This window comes from Blautia glucerasea, assembly GCF_013304385.1.
In the GTDB taxonomy this organism is placed as follows: Bacteria; Bacillota; Clostridia; order Lachnospirales; family Lachnospiraceae; genus Blautia_A; species Blautia_A ammoniilytica.
Genome location: NZ_JAAITU010000022.1, coordinates 1 through 12,723, shown reverse-complemented (window position 1 = coordinate 12,723; position 12,723 = coordinate 1). Strand labels below are relative to the sequence as shown.

The window sequence follows — 12,723 nt, the reverse complement described above, 5'->3', positions numbered from 1 at the left end:
ATTGCATCTTGTCGGGTGTTCCATTCAATCCATGTTTCTATGTACTGTTTTCCTATTTTACGAGTTCCGTAAGCCACGGAGCCATTGGCCTTGCAACTACTCTCGCATTCAAATATGCCATCTCCAACGTCAGACAGGTATTACCCAAATAGTACCCATCCATAACCGTCAGTGTCATGGCAAGGTCAGGTTTCTGCATATTCGTCAGATAAACCGGAAGAAGATACTGCACTCTCCCCTGATATCCCTGTGGGACCACAAGCCCCGGTTCAATTACCGACTTCCTTCTTCCAAGTTCTACTGCTGTTTCAAACAATAGCGGCAAATTCTTCACCTTCCGAATTTTAGCCGGAATACGCTCCAGGTTCTCTTCATCTCCCAATATGTGATTTACGTTTACTCTTATAGGCCACTCTGGATTAAAGTTAATGCCACTCTGCGCCATATGATAGACGGGCTTTTGTGGTAATGGCTCGATGTATCTTAACTTTGGAGACAATTCATCACAAAAACCTCTAAAATACCAATCTCTTAAAGAATCCGAAAAATTGTTTCTTTCAAAATAACCATAAATCCCCTTGTACTGAGGTGTGTATAATCCAGTATGGAAGCAGACGCATTCGTTTTCCAAATGAAAAATACTGTCTGCCTTTCTTGGATCACTTTCTGAATTAAAGTCAATAACCTGCTTGCGAAAAATTGTATGTATGTAACGTTCTAAAATGGGGGTGTCTGCATTCTTTGTTTCCCGGCTCGGCTTTCGGAACTTCCATGATTCCGGCAATGCCAATCTCTCCAGTTCCGCTAAATGTCCGTACCAATCCGGTACATATGCAAATTCAAATAAATCCGGTGCTATCATCTGTTTCCTCTTTTCCTGTGGTTTTCTGTACTCATATCTGTTTTCTGTCTTTGCTTCCATCTCTTTCATCATGAGCCTCCTTCTTGTTTTCTCTTGAAATATAAAATAGGTGTATCGCAATTCTATCGTTCCGTGAATTGCGATACACCTATCAATGCGTTTTTATCCATGAGCAAATTTCAGTAACTTCAACAAACATCGTATTCTGTGCTGTTTCCTTGCTTCCATGTGATTTCTCCTTTTATGGTGTAGTTCGTTTCATCTTATACCTGTACTCTATTGTAATTCATAATATTTACCCTGTAGTGTAAACTAGCACTGAGGTGAATTGTAATGCATGACTATGTAAAAAATCTTGCGAAGGTAGTTCGGGCTGCCAGAGAAGAAGCCCATCTATCTCAAGCAGCATTAGCTGAACAAATAGGTTGTGATGAACGTACAATACTGAATATTGAAAACGACCGTGGGAATCCCAAGTTCGAAGTATTGTGCCAGATCATCGCTTATTTACACATTCCTGCAGACCGGATTTTCCACCCTGACACTGCTACGGATGGGTTGAAAAAACAAAAACTGTTATTGATGCTACAGGAATGTGATGAGCAAGAGGCAGCCGAGATTCTTCCAGCAATTGAATACCTCTTAGCACTCATACATAAAAGAGGTAATTCAAACGAGTAAAGGAACCAGCTAATCCGTTGTGATTCTGGTTCTTTTCTTTTTGTTGCCATCTCCAAATCTTACTCTTGTAATATTTCAATTATTACACAAGTAAGATTTCAAGTCAATATGTTTTTTCTGAAATTGACAACCACATAAATAACGTCTATAATATATTTATTACAGCCGTAAGATTTAAGGAGGGATTTAAAATGAACGATTTACCACAGATTTCTGAAGCTGAATTTGAAGTTATGAAAATCGTATGGAAACATGCGCCGATCAGTACCAATGAAATAACAGATAAATTATTACAGACCACAAGCTGGAGTCCTAAGACGATACAGACTTTAATCAAACGTCTCGTAACAAAAGGCGTTCTAACTTATGAAAAACAGAGCCGAGTGTTTGTTTATACCCCAGTCGTGAAAGAAAGCAAATACATCGGCCAGGAAAGCAACTCTTTTCTGGAACGATACTATGACGGGGATATCACTGCCATGCTGTCTGCCTATATAGAAAATGACAGACTGTCTGAAACAGAAATAGACACCCTCCGTTCCCTTCTTTCCAAGAGGTCAAAAAAAGGAGGAAATTAACGTGGCTAATTTTATGATACGCTTTTTAATATGCAATGTATTTATCAGCGGTATCATCGGAATTCTTTTGATAGCCAAGCGGATATTCAAAAACAACCTGTCCAGCCGGATGCAGTATAATCTGTGGTTCCTGCTTCTTGGGTTGCTGGCAGTTCCCTTTATACCGTTCCGTCTCATCGGATTTCCACAAATCTTCTCGTGGCTTGGTAGCTTAAGAAGCTCTCCTGCTTCTGGTACCGCAACCGCTATGGGGGAAGCTGTGGGAATTCATCCGACCGGAAATACAGACTGGATGAATGATTTCGCACTTTCTGTAAATAGCGAGACACCATCCATTGCTGGATACATATTATTAGGGATATGGACTGTAGGCATTTTTGCAATGATTATATTAGTAATCAAATCCTCACTCCGCCTACGCAATTTGGAGAAATCTGCACTTCCCCTTCAGAACCCGGAGGTACGCAGACTATATCATCGATGTTTGGAGGAAATGGGAATTCACAGAAATATCCCTGTTTACAGTACTGCATTTTTGAAATCCCCGATTATTGTGGGACTTTTGAAACCATGTATTTATCTGCCGATTCATCTGATCTCTGATTACAACGAATCCGATATGCGGTATATGCTGTTGCACGAACTGCAGCACTATAAGCACAAAGATGCTGTTGCCAGTTATCTGATGAATCTTGCCGGGGTAATATATTGGTTCAATCCTCTTGTCTGGTATGCACTGAAAGAAATGCGTAATGACAGAGAGGTTGCCTGTGACACTTCCGTTTTGAAAATGCTTGAAGAGGATGCTTACGAAGATTATGGTAATACACTGATTAACTTTGCAGAGAAGGTTTCACTTACTCCTTTTCCGTTTGCCGCCGGCCTTGGTGGAAACATGGAGCAGATGAAACGAAGAATTATCAACATTGCCTCTTATGAGAAGCCGACATTTATGAAAAGAATAAAAGGTATGACTGCATTCATGTTGACTGCTGTTCTTCTCCTTGGATTCGCACCTTTTATTTCTACATACGCAGCAGACGGAAGCCACTACCAATGGGATTCCTCTTCTGAGAATGTTTCCTATGTAGACCTCTCCACATACTTCGGAGAATACGAAGGCAGCTTTGTTTTATACGATTTGGAAAATGATGCATGGAGCATACACGACAAGGAGCATGCCACCCTGCGAGTTGCACCAAACTCCACCTACAAGATATACGATGCCCTGTTCGGATTGGAAGAAGATATCATTACACCGGAAAATTCGTTCATTGCATGGAATGGAGAAACCTATCCATTTGAAGCATGGAATGCAGACCAGACCTTACAGTCAGCAATGAATTCCTCTGTGAATTGGTATTTTGAATCTGTGGACGAACAGCTTGGAGCCGCTAACATTTCCAACTATATTCAGGAAATTGGATATGGAAACGAAAATATAAGTGGTGATTTCTCCACCTATTGGATGGAGTCTTCCTTGAAAATTTCTCCAATAGAGCAAGTCGAACTTTTAACCCAGCTGCAGAATAACAACTTTGGATTTGCTCCTGAAAACATCAATGCAGTAAAAGATTCCATCTGCCTTTCTTCTTCCGATGCCGGAACATTCTACGGAAAGACCGGAACCGGACGTGTGGATGGCCAGGATGTGAACGGATGGTTTATCGGTTATATCGAAACTGCAGATAATACATACTTTTTTGCTACCAACATTGGTGCAGACAGCGATGCTACCGGAGGCAACGCAACTGAAATAACCATGTCTATCTTGTCTGACATGAATATCTGGAAATAAAGAATCGGGTAAAGGTCAATCTCTGACTTTTACCCGATTTTTCTTAATTCGCTATCTGAACAAGCCCTTTGTATTCCCATGTCGCTCCATAATCAGTTGACTGAAATACAATCCCATCTTTCTCCGCTGCATCTGTGGTAACCGTTATCGTCAATGTGTCGTCCTCTTTTTCAGGCATATTCAGGTAATCAAAATCCTCCACCGTAAATCCGCAATCGATAGCGATTTGTGGTAATTCTGAAACAAGATCCATTGGAAGTTTCATTTCTTCAAAGGTCCTTCCGCCATCGCGAGTGACATATAAGCGGGAATAGGACTGGGATGCGCCTGTAATTCCTGCAACCCCAAAGTTCTCATCATAAAATATTAAACCTTCTGCAACTCCCAATTGTCCACTGAACGGATCATCATTTATGCATTCCCAAGTAGAACCACCATCCATTGTCTTTTCCATTACATAAAATCTGCTTCCGGCAGCTGCATCCGTTATCACCAAACGCCATCCATTATTTTCATCTAAAAAGAAATACATAGTTCCATCACTTTGATCCACAGTCCAACTTTCTGTATCTTTAGCATCCTCCACCTGCTGCATCGTATTCTCCTGCTTCAATTCTTGTTGACTGACGTACTCAGGCTCCATAATATATCGAACAGGTGTGACACTATTTAAATCAGGAATATGCAAAGATACCTCAAACCCAACGATTTCTCCACCGCTTCTAAGCTGAGTAAAATTGCCGGTTCCTGTTTCAGTTCCATCACCATCTGCATCTCCCGAAATATATTGTAAGCCTTCCTCTGAACTAAAAGATCTTCGCCCCATATAGAGTATTTCATAAATCTGCTGCTCTTCAAATGTTTCAGCCCACGCCTCTACCTGACTCGTCCAGTCTGAATTGTTCAAAATTTCAATCATTGGAGACAAACGCATATCGTCACTATATTCTCCATTCACATTACCATCTATCCAAACAGTCATATCATTACTGCTGTCTGCGTCATAATCAATAAGATACGTTTTTTTCTCTCCAGCCTCATTTTTTCCATATATGAATGCATAAATCCTTTGAATCGTTCCGTTTTCATCAAATGACACCTGATATTTATTTGCAATATAGAGTTCTTCCGGCAGTTGCAATGCTTCATCCAAATCCATCAGAATCCCTTCTACACCATCCTCAAAAAGATTATTATGCTCCAGTTCTACTTCTTTTTTACGCATCCACTCATCAAGTTTCCAAGACAGTGCCCCGTGATACGGAACTGCAGAATAAACGATACGTCCACCAAAGAATAAAGTTGCTGCTATAAGGAGTATCATTTCCGTATAGAAAAGTTTCTTATTTCCATTATCTCCTGAATTAACTTCTTGATTATGCCTTTTCGAAATCAGCCAGAGAACCACTGTGCCAACCAATCCTATTATACCTAACGCCAACATCGGTATATGCCTTCTCAAGCCACCATATTGACATAGATGCCAGAATTGATACAACATAAATATATATAGTATTAAACTTACTTTTCCCGTGATTTTATAAATATATTTCATGTAAGTCTCCTTTCTTCATATCTGTAAAAATACCATAAAACACCAGTATTATCAAATCATTCTTTAATACGGTATTGGTAATCTGGTATATGCATAATTCCGTCATTTAGGATTTCATTCCCCAAATACTGAAAACTGCCATCCTCTGCAAACCTTACCGTAAGTTCATGGGTTATGACTGCATCATCGCAAATGACCATGTCACAGACCGCCTCAACTGTTAATGTGACTGTTCCATCTTGATTTTCTTTGATGTCGACAACCTCCGGCAGAGAAGTTCCAAAGAAGGTAGGCGCATAATTGAAGCACCCAAGTCTCGCCCAAAGATAGGTCTGGTTTTCCTCATCAAATACTGCGTACTCTCGTATCTGCTCCGCTGTTATGGGAAGATACTCCATAATCAGACTTTCGAACTCTTCTTTAGGAATGCCATTTGGATAATCTTCAGAATTGAACTTTTCTCCATATTTCATTCCATACAGATATTCAAACATTCCGTTATAATCCAACTCACTCATATTTTCTACATTCCAGTTGGAACACAAAAGGTTCTGTCCCTGATATCCAAGCCCCCGAACACAACGTTCAGACATTTCACACTGTTCCTCTGTCATAGGTTTTATTCTGATCAGGCAGCTTCCATCCATAATTTCACTAACCTCTGGCGGCTCTGGCACACACAGCTCATAGCAGAACCATCCTTTTTCCGTGTATTTCCATTCTTTGAGTCTCGTATAAGAAATGTACGAAATTCCCGGCTTGTTGTCAGCATTCCAGATTCCTCTTGTACTCACAACATACATATCCGTTCCATCAAAAATGAATTTCATTCTGCCCAGTCCACCATCATTGTGGATTTCATAAATCACCACAGAGCCTCTTTTCCCTTCCATACATTCTTTCAGAAAACTGTCAACACTTTCATAATTCTCCATGTTAGAATACGTTACCATCGTAGCAATTGGATATCCTGCGTCCTTTACCTTCTTCTGAATTTCAAGAACCGTTTGATCATCCAAAACAACATTAGATGCTATCCCTTTATCTGCTGTTTCATAAATGTCAAGATAAAGTTCCATCAGCTTTTTACAGTCAGTCTCAGCTTCTTCCCTTTCCTGTTCATCTACCGGAAGATCGTAGCCCTTTTCCCATTGTACTGCAGCCTCTTCCTCAGTATTTTTTGTTTCCTCCGTGGAAGATACTTCTTCCGTATCTTCCACAAGAGATTCTCCCGCAACACTATCTTCTTTTCCACAGGCACACACGAAACCCCCAATCAGAAATACCATGATCAGTAGAATGCTCTTTTTCCTTAATACCATAAAATCATCCTTTCGTTCTTGCTATTGGCGGCAGTTCCAATTCAATTTGTTCTATAGAATTGGAAAGATACCTGAAAGTTCCGTCTTCAAATGGCTGGACCACAACCGTATTCCGAAAAGCGAGATCAGAATTATAATCCGGCCATACTCCATCCACGATAAGTGTAATCGTTCCATCCGCATTTTTTGTATAGTCAACTACTTCTCCAAAAGGTGGGTATGGGCTGGCATAAATCATCTCATATTCATAGCTGTTACTCCCTTCATCATACCCACAATACTCTCTTAACTGTTCTATCGATACTGGAAAATAGGTGGTCATTATCCTTTCATATTCCTCTGCCGGAATCTTCCAATCCTCAGTTTTCAGATTTTCACCCGTGGAAATTCGGTAAATATCTTCATACATGCAAGGCATCAAAATATCCTTTACATTGCTACTGTTCCAGTTTGTGACAAGCACATTGTAATTCACATAACTTAGTCCTGATATGTATTTCTCCGTCAGTTCCTGGCAGTCTTCCGGAAGCGGTTCTATTCTCCAATACTGTCTCAAACTTGCATGTGCAATCACATATTCATATGCGTAGATAAAATACCCTTTTTCCGTAAGTTTGATTTCAGCCACATTACTTACCGAAGTTCCCTGTATTTCAGGCACTCCACCTTCCTTCCAACGAACACCTATATAATAAGTCTGCAACTCACCTTTCCGGTAAATAAAAGTAACTGCTCCAATCAGTCCATCTCTATGTACTTCGAATACCGTAACCATTGAGTCCCGTCCATCCAAGTAATCTGCATAAAATGTTTCGACTGCTTCATGGTTTTGCATGGCAGTATCTTCTTCAACACTTACCAGACCGCTTCTGCCCAATTGCTCCACCACAGTTTTCCTCTGCTCGTTGGTAAATTCGCTAATGCCGGAAGAATAACTTGGTGCATCTGCAATTACAATATCCTTATAGATTTCTGCTACCGAATCTGCCGCTGACAAAACCATACTCTGCAATTGTTCCTTTTCCTCATCTGAGATAAGACAATCACTGGCTTGCGGAATAAACCAATATGCTGACTCTGTGGAAGTTTCCGCATTCTCGGCTTCTTCTGTTTCTGCTTCGCTATTTTCGATTTCTACAGGTGGCTCCCATACTTCTTCTGCCACCTTTTGTTCTTCTTCATGCATTTTCCCCCAACAGATTACCCCAACTATCACGAAAATCAACAGCAGTAAAATTAGAAGTCCACATTTTCTAAGCAGCCATTTCACATCCTCCATTATTCTCCTCCGTACAATTCTTCCCATTCTTCTAACGTCAACCGTGGCGTATGCCAAGTTTCTCTGTAGTTGTCTTCGGATGGTATAATTCGATTAGATACATATTGTACCCGTCCATTCTCTAAAGGGCGAACCACAACCTCGTGAGCATATACCTTGGAATCACCCGCATAAGGGAATACTACATTGGCTGTAAGTGTAATTGTCCCATCATTGTTTTCTGTAAAACCTACTACCTCTGAATATGGATATTCGGGGTACTCTACTTCTTCAAAGCCTCTCGGCTTATATTCATAAGTCAAATTCTCCGAATCATAGATGGTTTTTGATTGTAGCGTTTCACTATCAATGTTGAAATATTTCATAATAACACTTTCAAATTCTTCTTTTGGAATCTGATAAACTGCACTGACTGATAAGTTGTCATCAGCAACATAGGGAGCATATTGACCATTCACTTTTGGATAAAGAATGTCATACATATCATAGAAATTCAAATCCCCGAAATCCTCCTCACTCCAATCCACAATGAACATATTATTCCGTTCAAAGCTGATTGGGTTGAGATATTTCCGACTCAACTCCCTATATGTTTCATCCAATGGCTGTACCCGTAATGCGGTATGTTCCTCTGCTCCACTCAATGTAAGAACATATAATTCTTCTGAAAACCAAACACCGGAAAACATCAGGTAACCTTCTTCTGTATAATTCCAATACTCCGCTTGATAGTTTCCTATAACCTCTCTTTTCATATTTCCATTTTCATACTTGTAATAGCTTCTGACCACATCCACATTTCCGCCTTTTGTGTGCAAATCGTATTTTACAAATCCGCCCAAATAACTGATTTCAAGAATCGTTATTTCTGCTTCCTCCTGTGCATCCACCTTTTCGCAGAATTCCACTACCTTCTCTGGTTCCGTCATGTTAATTTGATTTCTGCTGTCAACTGCCGAATAACCATTTTCTCCAAGACGATTTACAATACTACGGATTGTTTCCAAATCCGCTAATTTATTTTCTTCTTCTGCTTTCTCATAAAGATCAATGCAGACGCTTATAATTTCATCTGCATCCTCCTCTGATTCTTCCTGAATAGCCTGAACATCTATTACCGTTTCCGAAACTGTATTTTCTTCCGGGGGTGCATCACTGCACCCCGAAATACTAAGTATTAATACAAAGCTAATTGCTGCCAAACCACTCTTCCAGAACCAGGTTGTCTTTCTTAACAACATATCCGCTTCCTCCTCTTCCTTTCACATCTTCTACCATGCTAATAATCAATATAGGACGTTCTACCGTATCTTCTGCTGTAAAAATTGCAAACCATCCTAATTCCGTACCCGAAGTATCATCCTTCGATGCCTTGATTTCTGCCGTACCTGTTTTTCCTGCTAAAAGAATGTCATCCCGATGGGCTGCATATCCAGTTCCATTAGAATCATTCACAACCTTTTTTGTTCCTTCCAATACACGGCTTGCTGTCTCATTAGAAAAGGCTCCCGGAATCCAATACTCAGCTACTGCGTCTTTCTGATATACTAAATACGGCTTTATAACATTTCCCTCGTTACAGAAAGCAGAATAGATACATGCCATATGTAATGGATTCACCAAAACCTGCCCTTGACCGTAACCGCTGTCTGCTAACTGTATTTCTGTTTCAATTCCCTCTGAATTAGAATACTGCGACTCTGCCATCTTAATCTCAAATGGCAGTTCCTCATTAAAACCAAGTCCAGTCAAAGAACTCTCCATCTCTTCTGAGCCAATCTTTAATGCTGCCTTTGCGAAATAAATATTGTCGGAATATATTAGGGCATTCTCTAAAATGACTGGTTCATATGCATGGAGTGTTGTTACATGATAGGAACCCCACGATGCATCCTTTTGCCAACTTAAGCCTACGTTGCCGTAATCTTCCATTGGATCGATTGCTCCTGATTCCAAGCCGACCGCTGCGGTAATTGGCTTGAATGTAGACCCCGGACACCACACTTGCCGGAAGCGATTATACATTGGCTTATTCTCATCCTCGTTAAGTACAGTCCACTGCTCACTCGACAATCCCATAATAAAATCGTTATTGTCATAGGCCGGTGTGCTGACCAAAGCCAATACTTCTCCGATATAAGGATTCATGGCTACCGAGCAGCTTTTATCTTCCTTAAACTGCTCATGCAAGGAAACCTGTAAATCAGTATCTATCGTAAGCTGGATGTCCTGCCCATGCTGTACCAGGATACAAGCAAGTTCCTCCTTCTCTTTGCCTTCCGAGTTTTCAATGTAAATCCTGCAACCGTTCTGGCCTTTCAGTTCACTCTCGAACAAGCTCTCCATTCCGCTTCTGCCGATTACACTATTGGCTGTATAGCCTTCTCCTGCATGCTCCTCTAAATCTTCCGCAGTAACACTTTGAACATATCCGACCAAATGTGCCGCTACTTCTCCTAATGGGTATTCACGCACTTCAACATCAGATATCATCACTCCGGGAATCTCCAGCAACTTTTCATGCCTTTCTTTCTCCTTTAGGACTTCTTCATCTGGACTGATAGACATTAACTCAATTTCTTCCACTCTTGGAATTGTTTTAATGGGAACAAAAGAATCATCCTTTACCCACTTTGCAGACAGTTTCTTTTCTATCGCTTCCGGTGTGATTTCCACTAGTTCTGCAATCTGTGCGATTGCTTCCTCTCTGTTTTCCAACTTGCCCGGAACGATTCCAACCGAAGATGCTGTACCTTTTCCTGCAAGGACACGTCCGTTCCTATCCAGAATTTCTCCTCGTTCTGCCTGTGTAGTGGAAACTCTTACTTTATCTGTAGATGCCAGATTCGGAAAAATCAGGGAATCATCCCAAACTAACTGATATCCTTCTTCGTCCTTTAGGAAAAGTGCTTTATTCTCAAAGCTGATAGTTCCTGCAACTGTATCGAAAGAAGTCTGGTAGGTTACCGTCATTTGCTCCTCGTCATATGCAATAATCTGGACAGCTATATTCTGGACTTCTATACCTTCATAAATAGCTGAATTTCGAGTTACAAAATCCTCCTGACTGACATTTCCCGATGCCTCAATATGTAGCATTGCATACATTTCTTCATACTCCTGTTTTGGAATATGATCCATGTACTCCACCAGAAGTTCTTCCGGTGTCTTCCAGGCATTTTCCTTTGTTGCCAACATTCCTGCCACACATACTGCAGAAATTACCGCAGCTATTCCTATAACAGCAATCGCAATCCATAGGAGCCTGCTTCTTGTTTTCTTTCGCTTGTTTCTGCTTTTTCCTTTCTTCATATTGACCTCCATTCATTTTGCTTTGCTGATATGGTCATATTCTATTTTCAATGTACGCTATATCTTCAAAATATTACACTCGTAAGATTTTGAAGTAAAAAAATTTCTCTTTGCTGGGTATATCGTACTATGCATTCCTCCTTCCTTTTATTACATGCGTAAGATTTCGCAACAAAAAAATTTCGTCCGCAATCCTACTGCACTTGTGTAAATATTACATCAGTAAGATTTAGAAGTCAAGTTATCTTTATATAAAAAGGCTTCTGCCAGGAAGTATCATACATTTTCACAAAAGTGATACCTTTTAGCAAAAGCCTATTATTCAGCAGAGTTTCAAAACACCCCACTGCTGCGATATTCAAATGGTTCATTCATAAGGCTACAAAACACATATCCATTTTCGTTCCTTAATATCCCACAAACCGCAGAAAATCAAGGTTTCTTTGAAAGCAGACATACGGTTTCAATAATCCCCTGAACATTTATTTTATGCTGCATAGCGAAAGTATGCAATAGGTTTTCAAAGTGGGGTAATGGTTTTATCCCCATAAAAAGTGGTTGACTAAATGTATTTTAGAATTTTTCTATATAAATCCCACAGCCTCGGTCCACAAAAACCACCCAAAGCACTCAACCCACGATGCTCATGAACATCTCTATCTTCAACCTCAAAGAGCCTATGGAAATCATCTCCCTCACCTACATAAACTGATTTGTCATAATTAAGAAAAGTAGACTTGCCACTAAATTGGTCACCTGTGATATCTATAATAATATATTTGTCTACCATCAGCCATGCATGAGATTGTCCGTTTCCATCCGGTTTACCCCAATATGTTCCACAGACATAATCTGTTTTGATACCTTTATCCAATAAATACTGAGCTAACAAATCACTCGTATCTCCGCAGCAAGCACGTGGAAATCTGCGATATATGCTGTCGTTATCAAACTCCCCTGCTTCCAAAGCCAAGTCAATCGCTCTTCGAAATTGGGTTGCGAACTGTTCAATTTCCTTCATCATACGCTCCTTTAACAAAACCGCTTTTGCGAAAAAGTATTCTTTCGCCAAAATGTATATTTCCCGTTCTCCAAAGCCTATCCCCTGGGGTAAATCTCCGATTATATCATCACTCTACGGAAACAGAAGCACACATCTATTTTATTTCCAAAATGGCGAAATCCTTTGATTTATAAGGGCACTGAAAAACTTCCATTTTTTCTTAAGTGGAAGTTTTTCTTTTATATTTTTTCAATTTTTTTTTAGAAAAAGCACAAAAAAGCTATGGCTTACTCCATAGCCAGCTCTTCTAATCTTACTATTCGTTTTACATTT

The 12,723-nt window shown here is 40.1% G+C and carries 10 protein-coding genes; 3 read left to right on the top strand and 7 right to left on the bottom strand.

What is annotated here, in order from left to right; all coding sequences use genetic code 11:
• Positions 1-52: 52 nt before the first annotated feature.
• Entirely contained in the window at positions 53-934 is an 882-nt protein-coding gene (locus G5B11_RS09870) for a DUF3825 domain-containing protein (protein ID WP_244092970.1), read from the bottom strand.
• 261 nt (positions 935-1,195) lie between these two features.
• On the opposite strand from G5B11_RS09870, the gene G5B11_RS09865 reads away from it, so the two are divergent.
• The 3 genes from G5B11_RS09865 (at position 1,196) to G5B11_RS09855 (ending at position 3,919) form a co-directional block, all read left to right on the top strand.
• Positions 1,196-1,543 (top strand): helix-turn-helix transcriptional regulator, encoded by a 348-nt coding sequence (locus G5B11_RS09865; protein WP_004059104.1) that lies wholly within the window; start codon positions 1,196-1,198, stop codon positions 1,541-1,543.
• A 191-nt stretch (positions 1,544-1,734) separates the two neighbouring features.
• Complete coding sequence (locus tag G5B11_RS09860; RefSeq protein ID WP_173727927.1) at positions 1,735-2,121, top strand: BlaI/MecI/CopY family transcriptional regulator; 387 nt, start codon at positions 1,735-1,737, stop codon at positions 2,119-2,121.
• A 1-nt stretch (position 2,122) separates the two neighbouring features.
• Positions 2,123-3,919, top strand: coding sequence for a BlaR1 family beta-lactam sensor/signal transducer (locus G5B11_RS09855; RefSeq protein WP_158420907.1), 1,797 nt, complete (start codon positions 2,123-2,125; stop codon positions 3,917-3,919).
• 43 nt (positions 3,920-3,962) lie between these two features.
• Here the strand turns inward: G5B11_RS09855 and G5B11_RS09850 are convergent, their stop codons facing one another.
• From G5B11_RS09850 to G5B11_RS09825, 6 genes are all read right to left on the bottom strand, one after another.
• Positions 3,963-5,474, bottom strand: coding sequence for a WD40/YVTN/BNR-like repeat-containing protein (locus tag G5B11_RS09850; RefSeq protein WP_117514080.1), 1,512 nt, complete (start codon positions 5,472-5,474; stop codon positions 3,963-3,965).
• 56 nt (positions 5,475-5,530) lie between these two features.
• Complete coding sequence (locus G5B11_RS09845; protein ID WP_117762062.1) at positions 5,531-6,796, bottom strand: DUF6070 family protein; 1,266 nt, start codon at positions 6,794-6,796, stop codon at positions 5,531-5,533.
• A 4-nt stretch (positions 6,797-6,800) separates the two neighbouring features.
• Positions 6,801-8,075, bottom strand: a complete 1,275-nt coding sequence (locus tag G5B11_RS09840; RefSeq protein ID WP_117514077.1) for a DUF6070 family protein — start codon at positions 8,073-8,075, stop codon at positions 6,801-6,803.
• On the bottom strand, positions 8,075-9,316 hold the full coding sequence (locus G5B11_RS09835) for a DUF6070 family protein (RefSeq protein ID WP_009320924.1): 1,242 nt from the start codon (positions 9,314-9,316) through the stop codon (positions 8,075-8,077). The genes G5B11_RS09840 and G5B11_RS09835 overlap by 1 nt, the downstream gene beginning before the upstream one ends.
• A complete protein-coding gene (locus G5B11_RS09830) occupies positions 9,264-11,387 on the bottom strand; it encodes a penicillin-binding transpeptidase domain-containing protein (RefSeq protein WP_173727925.1) in 2,124 nt (707 codons plus the stop codon). The genes G5B11_RS09835 and G5B11_RS09830 overlap by 53 nt, the downstream gene beginning before the upstream one ends.
• A gap of 562 nt (positions 11,388-11,949) precedes the next feature.
• Positions 11,950-12,459: a hypothetical protein gene (locus tag G5B11_RS09825; RefSeq protein WP_049889967.1), complete on the bottom strand. Its 510-nt coding sequence runs from the start codon at positions 12,457-12,459 to the stop codon at positions 11,950-11,952.
• Positions 12,460-12,723: the final 264 nt, after the last annotated feature.